13 protein-coding genes are annotated in these 15,514 nt (G+C 65.4%); 7 read left to right on the top strand and 6 right to left on the bottom strand.

What is annotated here, in order from left to right; translation table 11 throughout:
- Positions 1-39: 39 nt before the first annotated feature.
- Genes ACVI1L_RS26750 through ACVI1L_RS26720 form a run of 7 tightly spaced genes read left to right on the top strand, consistent with a single transcriptional unit; the run spans position 40 to position 8,048 of the window.
- Positions 40-1,845, top strand: a complete 1,806-nt coding sequence (locus ACVI1L_RS26750) for a gamma-glutamyltransferase family protein (RefSeq protein ID WP_456784280.1) — start codon at positions 40-42, stop codon at positions 1,843-1,845.
- Between the two features lie 15 nt (positions 1,846-1,860).
- Positions 1,861-2,571 carry a DUF1028 domain-containing protein gene (locus ACVI1L_RS26745; RefSeq protein WP_456784279.1) on the top strand — a complete coding sequence of 237 codons (711 nt, stop codon included), beginning with the start codon at positions 1,861-1,863 and terminating at the stop codon, positions 2,569-2,571.
- Positions 2,568-3,557 carry an ABC transporter ATP-binding protein gene (locus ACVI1L_RS26740; RefSeq protein ID WP_456784278.1) on the top strand — a complete coding sequence of 330 codons (990 nt, stop codon included), beginning with the start codon at positions 2,568-2,570 and terminating at the stop codon, positions 3,555-3,557. Before ACVI1L_RS26745 ends, ACVI1L_RS26740 begins: the two co-directional genes overlap by 4 nt.
- Positions 3,554-4,651, top strand: a complete 1,098-nt coding sequence (locus ACVI1L_RS26735) for an ABC transporter ATP-binding protein (RefSeq protein WP_456784277.1) — start codon at positions 3,554-3,556, stop codon at positions 4,649-4,651. The genes ACVI1L_RS26740 and ACVI1L_RS26735 overlap by 4 nt, the downstream gene beginning before the upstream one ends.
- A gap of 17 nt (positions 4,652-4,668) precedes the next feature.
- Positions 4,669-6,180, top strand: coding sequence for an ABC transporter substrate-binding protein (locus tag ACVI1L_RS26730; protein WP_141340829.1), 1,512 nt, complete (start codon positions 4,669-4,671; stop codon positions 6,178-6,180).
- A gap of 31 nt (positions 6,181-6,211) precedes the next feature.
- The gene (locus ACVI1L_RS26725; RefSeq protein WP_016842919.1) at positions 6,212-7,153 is read left to right on the top strand and encodes an ABC transporter permease; all 942 of its coding nucleotides are present in this window, start codon (positions 6,212-6,214) and stop codon (positions 7,151-7,153) included.
- Positions 7,154-7,157: 4 nt separating this feature from the next.
- Complete coding sequence (locus ACVI1L_RS26720) at positions 7,158-8,048, top strand: ABC transporter permease (RefSeq protein ID WP_456784276.1); 891 nt, start codon at positions 7,158-7,160, stop codon at positions 8,046-8,048.
- A gap of 273 nt (positions 8,049-8,321) precedes the next feature.
- Here ACVI1L_RS26720 and cnbZ read toward each other — a convergent pair whose 3' ends face one another.
- The 6 genes from cnbZ to ACVI1L_RS26690 form a co-directional block, all read right to left on the bottom strand.
- Positions 8,322-9,065, bottom strand: coding sequence for a 2-amino-5-chloromuconate deaminase CnbZ (cnbZ, locus tag ACVI1L_RS26715; protein ID WP_253640355.1), 744 nt, complete (start codon positions 9,063-9,065; stop codon positions 8,322-8,324).
- A gap of 132 nt (positions 9,066-9,197) precedes the next feature.
- Entirely contained in the window at positions 9,198-12,299 is a 3,102-nt protein-coding gene (locus tag ACVI1L_RS26710; RefSeq protein ID WP_057017603.1) for a multidrug efflux RND transporter permease subunit, read from the bottom strand.
- An 81-nt stretch (positions 12,300-12,380) separates the two neighbouring features.
- Positions 12,381-13,574, bottom strand: coding sequence for an efflux RND transporter periplasmic adaptor subunit (locus ACVI1L_RS26705; RefSeq protein ID WP_076827115.1), 1,194 nt, complete (start codon positions 13,572-13,574; stop codon positions 12,381-12,383).
- A gap of 1 nt (position 13,575) precedes the next feature.
- Positions 13,576-14,277 carry a TetR/AcrR family transcriptional regulator gene (locus ACVI1L_RS26700; protein WP_076827113.1) on the bottom strand — a complete coding sequence of 234 codons (702 nt, stop codon included), beginning with the start codon at positions 14,275-14,277 and terminating at the stop codon, positions 13,576-13,578.
- Between the two features lie 64 nt (positions 14,278-14,341).
- Positions 14,342-14,932 carry a thiamine pyrophosphate-dependent enzyme gene (locus tag ACVI1L_RS26695; RefSeq protein ID WP_456784275.1) on the bottom strand — a complete coding sequence of 197 codons (591 nt, stop codon included), beginning with the start codon at positions 14,930-14,932 and terminating at the stop codon, positions 14,342-14,344.
- Entirely contained in the window at positions 14,929-15,462 is a 534-nt protein-coding gene (locus ACVI1L_RS26690) for a thiamine pyrophosphate-binding protein (RefSeq protein WP_057017601.1), read from the bottom strand. The genes ACVI1L_RS26695 and ACVI1L_RS26690 overlap by 4 nt, the downstream gene beginning before the upstream one ends.
- Between the last annotated feature and the right edge of the window lie 52 nt (positions 15,463-15,514).

Genomic DNA, 15,514 nt, shown 5'->3' with positions numbered 1-15,514 from the left:
AAAGAGGCCCAACAACAAACCGACGAACGGTCAATCGCCATGAGCAACATCAACCCCGATCCGTTCACAACCCGGCCCGAGATCGAAGGCACCTTCGGCGTCGTCACTTCGACGCACTGGATCGCCACCGCGGTTGGCATGGCAACGCTGGAGAAAGGCGGCAACGCCTTTGACGCCGGAGTAGCCACCGCCTTCACGCTACAGGTGGTCGAGCCGCATCTGAACGGCCCCGGCGGCGACGTTCCGATCATCGTGCACGACGTCAAGCGCGGCAAAAGCGAAGTGATCTGCGGCCAGGGCCCGGCGCCGGCGAAGGCAACCATCGCGCATTATCGCAGCGAGGGCCTCGAGATGGTGCCCGGCACCGGCCTGCTTGCGGCCTGCGTGCCCGGCACATTCGAATCCTGGATGCTGCTGCTGCGCGACTACGGCACCTTGAAGCTGCGCGACGTGCTGGAGCCCGCGATCGCCTACGCGCGCGACGGCTATCCGCTGGTCGAGCGTGCATCGGCCACCATCAAGACCGTCGAACAGCTGTTCCGGAAATACTGGACCACATCGGCCGACGTCTATTTGCCAAATGGCGAGGTGCCGAAGCCCGGCACCATCTTCACCAACAAGAAGCTCGCGGAGACGTACGCACGCATCCTGACCGAGGCGGAGAGCGCCGGCGGCGATCGCGTGGCGCAGATCGAGCGCGCGCGGCAAGCCTGGTCGAAGGGCTTCGTCGCCGAGGCGATCGACAAGTTCTGCCGCACCCAGGAGGTGATGGACGTCTCCGGCTCGCCACACCGCGGCGTGCTGTCGGCCGACGACATGGCGCGCTGGCAACCGACCATCGAGGCGCCGCTCACCTACGACTACGGCCGCTACACCGTGCAGAAGGCCGGGGTCTGGAGCCAGGGTCCGGTGATGCTGCAGCAGCTCGCGCTGCTGAAAGGTTTTGAGCTCGACGGGCTCGATCCCGCAGGCCCCGACTTCATCCATTTGCAGATCGAAGCCGCCAAGCTCGCCTATGCCGATCGCGAGACCTTCTACGGCGACCCGAAATTCACCGAGATCCCGATCGAAACGCTGCTGTCCGATGCCTATAACAACGAACGGCGCAAGCTGATCTCAAAAGACAAGGCGTCGCTCGACTTCCGCCCCGGCTCGGTCGAGGGCTTCGGCGGCGTTGTGAAGTTGCGACACGCCGAAGGGCATCGTGAAGCGGTCGGCGCCATGGGCGCGGGCGAGCCGACCGTCGGCCGGTTCGGCGAAGTGCGCGGCGACACCGTGCATTTCGACATCATCGACAAGGCCGGCAACATGATCTCGGCGACGCCGTCCGGCGGCTGGCTGCAGTCCTCGCCGGTGATTCCCGAGATCGGTTTCTGCCTCGGCAGCCGCGCCCAGATGTTCTGGCTCGAGGAGAACCACCCTGCTTCGCTCGCGCCGGGCAAGCGGCCGCGCACCACACTCTCGCCGACCATGGCGCTGCGCGACGGCGAACCGTATCTCTCCTGGGGCTCGCCGGGCGGCGATCAGCAGGACCAGTGGATCACGCAGTTCTTCCTGCGCCATGTCCACGCCAGGCTCAATCTGCAGGAGGCGATCGACGCGCCGGCCTGGCACTCCGAGCATTTCCCGATCTCGTTCTGGCCGCGCACCTCGCGGCCCGGCGTCCTGGTGCTGGAAAACCGCGTGCCGAAATCGACCGTCGACGAATTGAAACGCCGCGGCCATGTGGTCGAGATTGGTCCAGATTGGTCGGAAGGCCGCCTCACCGCGGCCTCGAAGGTCGGTGGCCGCCGCCGCGCCGCCGCCAACCCGCGCGGCATGCAGGGTTACGCCGCAGGCCGCTAGACACGAAGGTTTGAGATGACCTGGTCGATCATCGCCCGTGACAGCGCCACCGGCCAGCTCGGCATCGCCGTCGCGACGCGGTTCTTCGCGGTCGGCGCGCTGGTGCCGCACATCGCACCCGCAATCGGCGCGGTGGCGACGCAGGCGCTGGTCAATCCTTATTACGGCATCGACGGCCTCGCGCTGTTACGCAGCGGCGACAGCCCGCATGAGGTGATCGCGGCGCTGATTGCGCCCGACAGCGGCCGCGAAAGCCGGCAGCTCCACGTCATGGACGTCAGGGGCCGCATCGCGGCGCATTCCGGCAAGGACTGCATCGACTGGTTCGGCCATATCGCCGGCGACGGGTTCTCGATCGCCGGCAACATGCTGGCCGGCCCCGCGGTGCTCGACGAGACCGCGCGCGTTTATGCCGAGAACGAGAAGCTGCCGTTCGCGGAGCGGCTGATCAAGGCGATGTTCGCCGGCGAAGCGGCCGGCGGCGACAAGCGCGGCAAGCAATCGGCGGCTCTTCTGATCCACGGCGCGGAGGAATGGCCATTGCTCGACCTGCGCGTCGACGACCACGCCGATCCCCTGCGCGAGCTGGAGCGGCTGGAGGCCGTCAGCCGCGAGCACTGGGCGCCATTCCGGAGCTTCATGCCGACCCGCGACAACCCGGCCGGAACCAGCGATCGCGCCACCATCGACGCCGGCATCGCGGCGGCAACCACGAGCCGTAAATGACAGCAGGCCCGCTGATCGAGATCGAAGGCCTGCGCGTCACCTTCCAGGGCGATGACGGCCGCACCACGCATGCCGTCGACAGCGTCGATCTCTCCGTCGCCAAGGGCGCCACGCTCGGACTGGTCGGCGAGTCCGGCTGCGGCAAGAGCGTGACCTCGCTCGCGATCATGGGGCTGTTGCCGAAGCAATCCGCCGCGGTGTCCGGCGCGATCCGCTTCGACGGCTTCGACCTGCTCGAGGTGCCGGACGAGACGTTGCGCGACCTGCGCGGCGATCGCCTCGCGATGATCTTCCAGGAGCCGATGACCTCGCTCAATCCGAGCTTTACCATCGGCGACCAGATTACGGAGACGATTCTGCGCCATCGCGGCGGCTCCCGCCGCACGGCGCGCGAACGCACCATCGAGCTGCTGCGCCGCGTGCATATTCCCTCGCCCGAGAAACGCATCGACGAGTTTCCGCACAAGCTGTCCGGCGGCATGCGCCAGCGCGTGATGATCGCGATGGCGCTGGCTTGCGACCCGCAGCTTCTGATCGCCGACGAGCCGACCACCGCACTCGACGTCACCTTGCAGGCGCAGATCCTCGATCTGATGCGGGAGCTGAAGGCCGCGAGCGGCGCCGCGATCATCCTGATCACCCACGATCTCGGCGTCGTCGCCGAAGTCTGCGACGAGGTCGCGGTGATGTATGCCGGCGAAATCGTCGAGCGCGCGCCGGTCGACGAGCTGTTTGCCAATCCGCAGCATCCCTACACGGTCGGCCTGCTCGGCTCGATCCCGCGGCTCGACCGCCGCACCAGCCATCTCGCCACCATCGAGGGCATGGTGCCGAACATGGCGAACCCGCCCGCCGGCTGCCGCTTCGCCGCGCGCTGTCCGTTCGTCGAGGATGCCTGCACCAAATCGCCGCCGCCGCTCGCGCTGCTGAGCCCGACCCACGCCTCGCGCTGCATCCGCGCGCCGCTGGAGCGGCTGGTGTCATGACGGCGCTGCTCGAGGTCGAAGGGCTGGTGAAGCATTTCGTCGCCGAACGCTCGCTGTTCGGCCGGCCGACCGCCCATGTGAAGGCGGTCGACGGCGTCAGCTTCACGGTCGAGGCCGGCAAGACGCTAGCGCTGGTCGGCGAATCCGGCTGCGGCAAATCCACCGTCAGCCGGCTGGTGCTGCGGCTGATCGAGCGGGATGCCGGACGGATCCGCTTCGAAGGCCGCGACCTCGGCACGCTCAATGCCGAGCAGCTCCGCGCATTCCGCCGCGACGCGCAGCTGATCTTCCAGGACCCCTACGCCTCGCTCAACCCGCGCATGACGGTGAGCCAGATCCTGACCGAGCCACTGGCGCTGCACAATCTCGTCCCGGCCGCGGACCGCCGCGCGCGGGTCGAGGAGCTGCTGCGTCTGGTCGGGCTCGAGCCGCGCTTTGCGCGGCGCTATCCGCACGAATTCTCCGGCGGCCAGCGCCAGCGCATCGCGATTGCCCGCGCGCTCGCGGTCGAGCCGAAGCTGATCATCTGCGACGAGCCGGTGTCGGCGCTCGACGTCTCGATCCGCTCGCAGATCCTGAACTTGCTGCGCGACCTGCAGGACCGCCTGAAGCTCGCCTATATCTTCGTCTCGCACGATCTCGCCGTCGTGAAGCACATCGCCGATCGCGTCGCCGTGATGAATCTCGGCACCATCGTCGAGACCGCCGATGCACAGGCGCTGTTCGCGGCCCCGCGCCATCCCTACAGCCGTGCGCTGCTATCGGCGATCCCGGTGCCGAAGCCGCGCGCCAGGCGCAGCCGCATCGTGCTCGAGGGCGAGTTGCCGAGCGCGCTCAATCCGCCCTCCGGCTGCCGCTTCCATACCCGCTGTCCCTATGCGATCGCGCGCTGCCGCAGCGAAGTGCCGCAATTGCGCGAAGATGGCACCGGATATGCAACGGCCTGTCACCGGACGGGCGAGCTGCCCGGCGCGGAGGCGATCGTGCCCTCCGATGGCGGGTTCTCGCCGACACTGGAAAAGCTGGTGGCGGCGTTCAATGCGGCGGAAGCCTCGGGACAGCCCGGGGTTATTTCACAGGGAACAGAGGCGTAGGGAACAAGGGGTTGGCGATGAGATTTTGGCGCTTGGCGGTCCTGATGGCGGCCCTCGTGACCTGGTGCGGAACGAGCGCGCGTGCCGAGACGACACTCCGCATCGGGCTCGCCGAGGACCCGGACATCCTCGATCCTTCAATCGGACGCACCTATGTCGGCCGCATCGTCTTTTCAGCCTTCTGCGACAAGCTGTTCGACATCGACGAGAAGCTGAACATCGTTCCGCAACTCGCGCTGTCCTACGAGAACTCGGCCGACGGCAAGGAGATGACGATCAAGCTCCGGCCGGGCGTCAAGTTCCACGACGGTGAGCCGTTCGACGCCGAAGCCGCCAAATTCTCGCTGGAGCGCCATCTGACACTGCCGACCTCGTTTCGCAAACCGGAATTGGCTGCTCTCGACCACGTCGACGTCGTTGATCCCCTGACCATCAAGCTGGTGCTCAAGACGCCCTACTCGCCGCTGATCGCCCAGTTGACCGACCGCGCCGGCATGATGGTTTCGCCGAAGGCGGTGAAGGAAGCGGGTGACAAATTCGGACTGCATCCAGTCTGCGCCGGACCCTACAAGTTCGTCGAACGCGTGCAGCAGGACCGCATGGTGTTCGAGAAATTCGGGGATTACTGGAACAAGGACAACGTCTTCATCGATCGCATCGTGTTCCTTCCTATCGTCGATGCCACGGTGCGGCTCGCCAATCTGAAATCCGGCGGGCTCGATCTGATCGAGCGCGTGCTCGCCACCGATATCAAGGACGTCCGAGGTGACAAGCGGCTCGTGCTGTCGACCGCACCTGAACTCGGGTACCTCGGCCTCACCATCAACGTCGGCAACGACAAGAGCAAGGGGCCGCTCAGCCAGTCGGAAAAGGTGCGCCAGGCGCTCGATCTGTCGATCGACCGCGAGGCGCTCAACCAGGTCGTCTTCAACGGCGAGTTCACGCCGGGCAATCAGTGGGTCAGCCCGACACACCCTTACTATCAGAAGGCGTTTCCGGTTCGGGGACGCGACATTGCCAAGGCCAAGGCGCTGCTGAAGGAGGCCGGTGTCACGCTGCCCGTCGCCATCGACTACATGGTCCCCAAAGGCGCCGAGAACGAAGCCGTAGCCCAGGTCGTGCAGTCGATGGCGGCCGAAGCCGGCTTTGACATCAAGATCCGCGTGGTCGAATTCGCGACGACTTTCAAGCAGGCCCAGGCCGGCGAATTTCAGGTGTTTCAGATCAACTGGAGCGGCCGGATCGATCCCGACGGCAATTCCTATGTCTTCCTGCACACCAAGGCGCCGCAGAACGATGGCGGCTATTCTAACGCGGAAGCCGACAAGCTGATGGAAGATGCACGGCTGATCAACGATCCCGCCCAGCGCAAGGCAATCTACGAGAAGATGACCAGGATCGTGCTCAATGACGAGCCGATCATCTATCTCTATCACCGCACACTCCTGATCGCGCATTCCACAAAAGTCGCGGGTTACCGGCAGATGCCGGACGGATTGGTGCGCGTGGTCGGGCTGAAATTGAAATGATCGCCACAGCGCAGGACACGCGAGGCCGACAATGCTGAACTTCCTCGCCAAGCGGCTGGTTCAGCTGGTCCCGACGCTGTTCTTCGTCTCGCTCCTGATCTTCTCGCTGCAACATTTGCTGCCCGGCGATCCGGCACTCGTCATGGCCGGCGAGGAGCGCGATCCGGCCGTCATCGAACAGATCCGCCAGCAATACCATTTGGATCAACCGATCCCGGTGCAATACGCCTATTGGGTCAAGGGCGTGCTCACGGGCGACCTCGGCGAGTCACTGCGCAACAAGATGCCGGTGTCGAGCCTGATCGCGCAGAAGCTGCCGGTTACGATGCAAATCGCCGGCATGGCGATCGTGGTCGCCTTCCTGATCGGCATTCCCGCCGGCATCATCTCGGCGGTGAAAATCGGCACCGCGTGGGACTATGGCGCCAATTTGTTCGCGCTGTGGGGTATCTCGACGCCGAATTTCTGGCTCGGCATCATGCTGATCTTCCTGTTCTCCGTCGAACTTGGCTGGCTGCCGGCCTCCGGCTACGTGCCGCTCAGCGAAAACTGGCGCGCGAGCCTCGCCGCATCGGTCATGCCGGCCTTCGTGCTCGGCAATGCGATCGCGGCGATCCTGATGCGGCATACGCGAAGCGCGATGCTGCAGGTGCTGGAGAGCGACTATGTCCGCACCGCGCGCGCCAAGGGCCTGTCCGAGCGCACCGTGATCCTCAAGCATGCGATGCGCAACGCGCTGACGCCGATCATCACGCTCGGCGCGCTCGAGCTCGGCACGCTGCTGTCGGGCGCGGTGCTCACTGAGCAAATCTTCTCGATCCCGGGCTTCGGCAAGCTGATCGTCGATGCCGTGTTCAACCGCGACTATGCGGTCGTGCAGGGCGTGGTGCTGACCACGGCGACGATCTACATCACGCTCAACCTGATCGCCGACATCGCCTACATCCTCGTCAACCCGCGGCTGAGGGGTTGATCGGATGACCGACGCTGCACTCAGCCCCCTCGCTCCGCTTGCCGCCGCCGAAACGCTCGAGAGCCCGGCGCGGCGCGCCTGGCGGCGGCTGATCCGGCGCAAGGGTGCCGTGCTCGGGCTCACCGTGATCGCGCTCTTCATCCTGCTCGCCGTGTTCGCGCCGTTGATCGTGCCCTATGATCCGGTCGCGACGAGCTGGTCGCTGGTACGCAAGGCGCCGTCGGCGCAGCACTGGCTCGGCACCGACGAGCTCGGCCGCGACGTGTTCGCCCGCGTCGTGTTCGGCGCTCGCGCCTCGCTGCTTGCCGGCGTCATCTCGGTCGGCATCGCGCTTGCGGTCGGCGTGCCGCTCGGCCTCGTCGCCGGCTATCGCGGCGGTTTCATCGACGCGCTGATCAGCCGCATCACCGATGCGATGCTGGCCTGCCCGTTCCTGATCCTGGCGATCGCACTCGCAGCGTTCCTCGGCCCGAGTCTTAGCAATGCCATGATCGCGATCGGCGTCTCGGCGACCCCGATCTTCATCCGCCTGACCCGCGGCCAGGTGATGAGCGTCAAGGTCGAGGACTACGTCGAGGCGGCGCGCGCCATGGGCAATCCGCGCTGGCGCATCGCGCTGGTCCACATCCTGCCCAACATCCTGCCGGCGCTGCTTGTGCAGGCGACGCTGTCGATCGCGGCCGCGATCATCGCCGAGGCCGCGCTGTCGTTCCTCGGCCTCGGCCAGCAGCCGCCGGCGCCGTCCTGGGGCAGCATGCTCAACGCCGCGCAACGCTTCCTGACCGGCGCGCCATGGATGGCAGTCTGGCCTGGGCTTGCGATCTTCCTGGTCGTGTTGTCGTTCAATCTGGTCGGCGACGGCCTGCGCGACGCGCTCGATCCGAAGGCGCGGTAGTGGATTCGTGCCACAGCGAGCGCCTGTGCTCTCTCCGTCACCCCCGCGCAAAGGCTCGCCTTTGTCGCTGGAGGAGCGCGCATCTTGCGCGCGTCTCGAAGGGTCGACGGCCACCGACCGGGCCGTTCATCCTTCGAGACGCGCTACGCGCTCCTCAGGATGACGGGACACCAAGTTCTCGTCATTGCGAGCGAAGCGAAGCAATCCACCATCACCGAGCATGCGGAACTATGGATTGCTTCGTCGCTTCGCTCCTCGCAATGACGGCGGAAGCTAAATCACCACTTCCCTGAGCACCCTGCGGCAATCCATCTCGTATTCGAGATCGACGACCGGCGGGCGACAGAAGTGCCAGGTCAGGCCGGAGCGGGTGGCGCCGCGGCGGACCAGCTCGTCGACGAGCACGGGATGGATGTCGTGCACGGTGTAGGCCTGCACCGCCGTCGTCTCCTGCCAGCCGAAGCTGAACTCCGCAAGACGGCGTTCCATCTCGCCGGCGGTGAAGCGGACCTTCTCCCGCCACGCGCCGGGACTGAGATCGCGATAGCAGACGATGCGGTCGGGATAGCTGGCGGTGCCGCCGCGGGCCTCCGCGCCGCCGGCGATCACGAAAGACGGCGACGTCGTCGTGCTCGGCCGCGTGAACGAGAACGCATGGAACGACGGCTCGGCCGGCGGATCGATCTCGGGACAGACGTTGCTGCGCGCCACCGGATTGATGGTGCCGTCGAACAGGCCCCATTCGGCGAGCGTCTTGACGTAGTGCTGGTTGAAGGCACGGAAGCCGTCCTCGGTGAAGGCGGCCGGCGAACGCAATTCGCAGGCGCAGAACGCGGTCAGCGGCCGGCCGGCGTCGCGGATGTAGGTCGCGATCCGCGCAAAACCTTCCGCGAGCGGCAGCAGGCGATCGAAGCGCACCCGCTCGATCTCATAGCCCGCGTTCGCCTGCGCGCCGCTTGAATATTGGAACACGGCCGGAATGAACCGGTAGTTGCCCGCCGCAAACTCGCTCGCCATGCCTGTTTCCTCCGGATTTCCTTGAGGTGAGTGCTTTCTGCCCGCCCTCGGCAAAGGCTATCACGAGACAAAGAAAAGGCGGCAGTGGCTTTCGCCAGTGCCGCCTTCCCCGCGAGCATGAGCTTGGAGGGCTCAGGTCGGTTTCAGCGCGCCGCCGCGACGGTCGAGCTCGTAGTCGGCGATCTGCTTGGCGCGATCGGAATGGGCAGCGGCCTGGTGGTCGGTCGCGATCACCGTGTAGACCATTGGCAGCACGAACAGCGTGAACAGCGTGCCGATCGTCATACCGGCGACGACCACAAGCCCGATCGAGAAGCGGCTGGCAGCGCCGGCGCCCGAGGCCGTGAGCAGCGGCAGCAGGCCGGTGACCATGGCCGCCGTCGTCATCAGGATCGGACGCAGGCGGATCCGGGCGGCCATCTCGATCGCCGCGCGGCGGTCCAGTCCCTCGTTGAGCTGCAACTCGTTGGCGAACTCCACCATCAGGATGCCGTGCTTGGTGATCAATCCGACCAACGTCAGCAGGCCCACCTGGGTGTAGATGTTCATGGTGGCGACGCCGAAGAACAGCGGGATCAGGGCGCCGACGATCGCCATCGGCACCGAGATCATGATCACGAACGGATCGCGCAGGCTCTCGAACTGCGCCGCCAGCACCAGGAAGATGATGATGATGGCGAACGCGAAGGTGACCAGCAGCTGGTTGCCTTCGTGGACGTATTGCCGGGAGTCGGCCAAGAAGTCATAGCTGAAGCCGGACGGCAGCTTCTTGGCTTCACCCTGCAGGAACTCCACCGCCTGGCCCATCGAGACGCCGGGCATCGGCACGGCCTGGAAGGTCGACGAGTTGAGCTGGTTGTAGTGGGTCAGCGCGTTCGGATCGACGCCGGTCTCGACCGAAACCACGGTGGACAGCCGCACCAGCTGCCCGGTCGCGGTCGGGACGTAGTAATCGTTGAACGCCTCAGGCGCGAGCCGGCTGGCGCGCGGCACCTGCGGAATCACCTGGTAGGAGCGTCCTTCCAGATTGAAGCGGTTGACATAGTTGCCGCCCAGCAGCGTCGCCAGGGCGCCGCCGATCGACTGCATGGTGATGCCGAGGTCGCTCGCCTTCGAGCGGTCGACCTTCACCCGGACCACCGGCTGGTTGAAGTCAAGGTCGCTGTCGGTGACGATGAACAGGCCGCTCTTACGCGCCGCATCCTTCAGCTTGCTCATCTGGTCGAACACCTGCTGGAATCCGGCCGTCGAAGAGATCACCATCTGTACCGGCAGACCGCCGGGGCCGCCGGGCAGCGGCGGCAGGCTGAACGCGAACGCGCTGATGCCCTCGATCTTGGACAGCTCGGCCTGAACCAGCGGCTGCAGCGCCTGCGCGCTGCGCTTGCGCTCATCCCACGGCTTGAGCAGCATGCCCGCGAAGCCGCCCTGCGGACCGGTGATGCCGTTCAGGATGAACCGCAGGTCGGTCTCGGGAAACTTCTGGAACTCCTTGTCCATCTTGTCGCCGTAGAAATCGATGTAGTCGATGTTGGCGTATTTCGGCGCCTTGGTCACCGCGAACACGATGCCCTGGTCCTCCTGCGGCGCCAGCTCCTTCTGGATGTGCATATAGAGGAAGCCGACCAGACCGAGGATGGTCACAGCGAACAGCGCCGTGATCGGGCGGTAGTCGAGCGAACGGTCGAGCTGACGGCCATAGGCCCGCGTCAACGCGCCGAACACGCGATTGACCACCTTGGCGAAACGCCCCTCCTCCGCGCTCTTGAGGAACACCGAGCACATCATCGGCGACAGCGTCAGCGCGATCACGCCCGACACGATCACCGAGCCCGCCAGCGTGAAGGCGAATTCGCGGAACAGCGTGCCGGTCACGCCGCCGAGGAAGCCGATCGGCGCGTACACCGCCGCCAGCGTGATCGTCATGGAGACGACGGGACCGACGATCTCGCGGGCCCCCTTTAGCGATGCCTGCACCGGTGGCAGGCCCTCCTCGAGATGTCGATGGATGTTCTCCACGACAACGATCGCGTCGTCGACCACGAGGCCGATCGCCAGCACCATCGCCAGCAGCGTCAGCAGGTTGAAGCTGAAGCCGGCGGCCAGCATCAGGATGCAGACGCCGATCAGCGACAGCGGGATGGTGACGACGGGAATGATCACCGACCGCAGCGAGGCCAGGAACAGGAAGATGACGACGACGACGATCAGGACCGCTTCAGTGAGCGTCTTCTCGACCTCATCGATCGACGATTGAATGAACTTCGTGGAATCGTAGGCCACCTTCATCTTCATCGACGGCGGCAGGTTGCGCTCGAGGTCGGGGAACAGCGCGCGCACGCCCTTCACCAGGGTCAGCGGGTTGCCCTGCGGCGTCGCCTTGATGCCGATGAAGATCGCATGCTCGCCGTTGAAGGCGACGCTGGCGTCCGTGCTTTGCGCGGCGAGCTCCACCGTCGCGATGTCCTCGATGCGCACGAAGCCGCCGTCCTTCGCCTTCACGATCATCCGCTTGAACTGATCGATGTTCTGAAGGTCGGTATTGGCCGAGACGTTGGAGACGATGAAGAAGCCCTTGGTCTGGCCGGCGGCCGCCTGGAAGTTGTTGGCGGCGATCGCGGCGGCGACGTCGTTGGGCGATACGCCGCGTCCGGCCATGCGGGTCGGATCGAGCCAGACGCGCATCGCGAAGGTCTGGCCGCCGAGGATGTCGGCCGAGGCGACGCCATCAACCGTCGAGAGCACCGGCTGCACGACGCGGGTCAGATAGTCGGAGATCGACGATCCGGTCAGCTCCTCGCTGGAGAAGCCGAGATACATCACGGCGATGGTGTCACCGGTCGCCTTGGTCACGACGGGATCGAAGGCTTCCTTCGGGATCAGGTATTTGACCGAGTTGACCTTGGCGAGCACCTCGGTGAGCGCCTGGTTCGGATCGTGATTGAGCTTGACGTAGACCTGAATCGTCGAGGTGCCGAGCACCGAGTTCGACGTCATGTAGTCGACGCCTTCGGCCGACGCGACGGCCTGCTCGATCGGCGTGGTGATGAAGCCGTTGATCAGCTCGGGCGACGCACCGGGATATGACGTGGTGATCGTCACGACGGTGTTCGAAAGATTCGGATATTGCCGGATCGGCAAAACCATCGCCGCGCGCAGGCCGATCAGCAGGATCAGCAGACTGACGACGACCGACAGCACCGGGCGCTTGATGAAAATATCAGTGAAGGCCATCGCCAACTCGATTCGTGTTCTGCCGGCTTGCGGCAAGATGTGGCGGAGGGCCGATGGCCCTCCGAGTTCGATGAATGAAGATCAGTAGCGCGGCGGTTCGGCCGGAACCGGCGGCGGCGGATCGGTCGAGATCGCAACCGGCATGCCCGACTGCAGCTTGATCTGGCCGACTGCGACGACCTTGTCCCCCGCCTTCAGACCCTTGAGGATCTCGACACGGCCCTCGACGCGGTTGCCGGTCTTCACGAAGGTGCGGTCCGCGGTCAGGGTGGTCTTGCCGTCGTCGCCCTTCTTCTCGGTGATCAGGAACACCGAGTCGCCGTACAGCGTGTAGTCGACCGCGGTTTCGGGAATGGTCACGACCGGCGGCTTCCCGGGCAGCACGATCGTGGTGGTCGCGAACATGCCGGGCTTGAGGATGCTGTCCGGATTCTGGATCGTGGCCTGCACCCGGATGTTGCGGGTGTCGGTCGCGATCTGCGGCTCGATGGTCGTGATCTTGCCCTCGAAGGTGCGGCCCGGATAGGCGTCGACCGAGACCCGTACGGCCTGGCCGACCTTGATCTGAGAGCTCTGCTTCTCGGTGACGGTCAGGTTGGCGTACAGCACCGACAGATCGGTCAGCGACACGATCTGCGTGCCGGCCGTCAGATACTGGCCGACTTCGACCTGGCGCACGCCGAGATCGCCTTCGAACGGTGCGCGCACGAGCTTCTGCGAGATCAGCGCTTCGGTCTTGGCAATGCCCGCCTTGGCCTGGTCGTAAGCCGCCTGCGCCGTATCGACGGTCGACTGCGGACCGAACTGGCGCGACGCGAGTTGCTTGGCGCGGTCGAGCTGCAGCTCGCCCACGGTCGCCTGCGCCTTGTAGTTGGCGAGGTCGCCCTGCTCCGGTGCGTCGAACAACTGCACCAGCGGCGTACCGGCCTTTACGTGGCTGCCGGCGGTGAACTGGATCTCGGTGATGCGGCCCGGCACGTCGGTCGTGACGTTGACCTGGTGCACGGCGACGAGATCGCCGACAGCGGTCAGCAGGTTCGGAATCACCTCAGTCTTCGCCTCGACGGCCGACACGTTCGCCGGCGGCGGCTTATTGTTGGCAAAGAACTGCGCGATCATGTGGCTGCGGAAGGCGTTGAAGCCGACCAGCGCACCGACGAGCAGGGCCAGCAACAGGCCTACGATGATGAACCAGCGCACCATGCGGACGGGACGCTTGGCTTGCTTCTCCTTGATCGGTTGCCCCGAGATGTGGCTTTCGGTCTGAATATTCATGTCATGCACTTTCTGCAGTTACCGACGGTCCTGCGATCGGCGACGGCTGGCGGCCCAAATGAGTTGAAATTGCGGCTTCGGTAAGTCCGATGCCGCGAAGGATGAATTGGCAAAGCTGCCGCTCGGCCGCAGCGGCATCGCCGTAGGGGAGACATGGTGTCGCAGGCAGCTGGGTCAGCGCACCCATCAGCACGGTATGGTGCGCAAACCAGAATAGGTTGAGCGGCTCGTCGCCGATCTTCGTGGCCTCGCCGGCGGCGATCGCCCGCTCGAGCGAGGCGGCGAAGGTCGGGCCGATCAGCTTGCCGACCTTGTCGTAGAGCAGGCGCGCAAACTCGCCGTCGTCGAGATGGCTCGTCACCATCAGCCGCATCCGCTGCGTCTCTTCCTGGTCCGGCGCATCACGCAACTGCATGAAGTGATCGACCATGCCTTGCACCAGCTCGACCAGGGTCGCGGTCGAGGGCTCCTGGCCGAGCAGATGCGCGAGATCGGGATCCGCCTCGCACTCCTCGGCAAGGATCTCGGCATAGAGCGCCGCCTTGGACGGGAAGTGCTTGAACAGCAGCCCTTCCGAAATGGCAGCCGCGGCCGCCACGCTCTTTGTCGTGGTGCCGGCAAAGCCGCTGCGGGCGAAACACCGCTTGGCGGCGCTCAGGATCAACTGACGCCGCAAGTCACTCGTCATGCGTAAGGTAGACATTTGGGTCGTGAGTAATCACTCACTTTACCAAAAGTCAAGGTTCTATTGCACCGCGAAAGCCACTTTAAATAGGAGTGTGGCCGATCGACCCTCTGATGCGGTTCACGAGGTAGGTGCCGTCGCGGCTGGACAGCACGCGCTCCAGATTGGCCCCGTCGATCTTCGCGCTGGCGAACCGCGGCCCCGCCGTAACGTCTTGCAAAGACGAGGCAAAAGCCTCGACCTCAGCCATCGTGCTGATCGCCCGGCTATCCCCGATTCCGCAGGCTCTGGCAACACCCACGAGGTCGGCGGTTCCGCCGGTATGGCTGGCCTGGCCGCCGGTCTCGCCGTAAGCCTCATTGTCCAGCACGATGATCGAGAGATTTTTCGGCTGCTGCAGGCCGACGGTGGCGAGGCTTCCCATCCCCATCAGCATCTCGCCGTCGCCGGTGATCACGACGACCGGCAGCGTCGGCTGGGCCAGCGCGAGGCCGAGCCCGATCATCACGGCGCCGCCCATGCCACCCCAGAGATAAAAGTTGCGGTCGTGGTCGCCGGCAGCGGCGATGTCATAGGTCGAGGCGCCGAGGCCGCCGACGGCGAACGCGCCCTTGCGATCTTTCAGCAGTTCGGAAACGACGGCACGGCGGTCGAGGAGATTGGCTTTGCTCATTTGGTGAAGACCTTTGCCCCGATCAGGCGCTGCGACAGCAGGACGGCGGTGGGCGTGCAGGCGTTAAAGGCCTGCGCTGCGCCGGCCTCGACGACTTCGCGGACTTCTTCAGGGTGCGAGGCGCGCAGCACCTTGATCCCGGACAGTTCGAGTATCCCTTGCGTGTTCGAGCCCATCGGCACCTGCCAGGGATTGAACTCGCCCCATTCGCCGCGCATCGTCACCAGCGTCAGGAACGGCAGGCGGAAGATCTGCACCAGCGACAGCATGTTGATGCAATTGCCGACCCCGCTCGACTGCATCAGCAGCACGCCGCGCTGGCCGCCGGCCCAGGCGCCCGCGAGCAGCGCCACGCCCTCTTCCTCGGTGGTCAGCGCGATGCCGCGCATCGAGGACGACCCCAGCACCCGCTCGATCAGCTCTGAATGGCCGGCGTCGGGCACGTAGGGCACCTGACGCACCTCGAAGCGCTGCAATATCGAGAAGATCTCCTCGGGCCAGGAGGCCGCAGTGTCGGCACGGGCATGCATTGGCGTTTCCGGTCTTGTTGTTTGATCGCGACTGTAGAGGGGCGCGCGCGCT

The sequence above is a fragment of the Bradyrhizobium sp. USDA 4516 genome (assembly GCF_054055915.1).
This window is presented reverse-complemented; position numbering and strand designations above follow the sequence as displayed.

Bases quoted from the DNA above. Each gene is read 5' to 3' on its own strand.
- ACVI1L_RS26750 (WP_456784280.1), top strand. From the start codon at position 40: ATGAGCAACATCAACCCCGATCCGTTCACAACCCGGCCCGAGATCGAA.
- ACVI1L_RS26745 (WP_456784279.1), top strand. From the start codon at position 1,861: ATGACCTGGTCGATCATCGCCCGTGACAGCGCCACCGGCCAGCTCGGC.
- ACVI1L_RS26740 (WP_456784278.1), top strand. From the start codon at position 2,568: ATGACAGCAGGCCCGCTGATCGAGATCGAAGGCCTGCGCGTCACCTTC.
- ACVI1L_RS26735 (WP_456784277.1), top strand. From the start codon at position 3,554: ATGACGGCGCTGCTCGAGGTCGAAGGGCTGGTGAAGCATTTCGTCGCC.
- ACVI1L_RS26730 (WP_141340829.1), top strand. From the start codon at position 4,669: ATGAGATTTTGGCGCTTGGCGGTCCTGATGGCGGCCCTCGTGACCTGG.
- ACVI1L_RS26725 (WP_016842919.1), top strand. From the start codon at position 6,212: ATGCTGAACTTCCTCGCCAAGCGGCTGGTTCAGCTGGTCCCGACGCTG.
- ACVI1L_RS26720 (WP_456784276.1), top strand. From the start codon at position 7,158: ATGACCGACGCTGCACTCAGCCCCCTCGCTCCGCTTGCCGCCGCCGAA.
- cnbZ (WP_253640355.1), bottom strand. From the start codon at position 9,065: ATGGCGAGCGAGTTTGCGGCGGGCAACTACCGGTTCATTCCGGCCGTG.
- ACVI1L_RS26710 (WP_057017603.1), bottom strand. From the start codon at position 12,299: ATGGCCTTCACTGATATTTTCATCAAGCGCCCGGTGCTGTCGGTCGTC.
- ACVI1L_RS26705 (WP_076827115.1), bottom strand. From the start codon at position 13,574: ATGAATATTCAGACCGAAAGCCACATCTCGGGGCAACCGATCAAGGAG.
- ACVI1L_RS26700 (WP_076827113.1), bottom strand. From the start codon at position 14,277: ATGTCTACCTTACGCATGACGAGTGACTTGCGGCGTCAGTTGATCCTG.
- ACVI1L_RS26695 (WP_456784275.1), bottom strand. From the start codon at position 14,932: ATGAGCAAAGCCAATCTCCTCGACCGCCGTGCCGTCGTTTCCGAACTG.
- ACVI1L_RS26690 (WP_057017601.1), bottom strand. From the start codon at position 15,462: ATGCATGCCCGTGCCGACACTGCGGCCTCCTGGCCCGAGGAGATCTTC.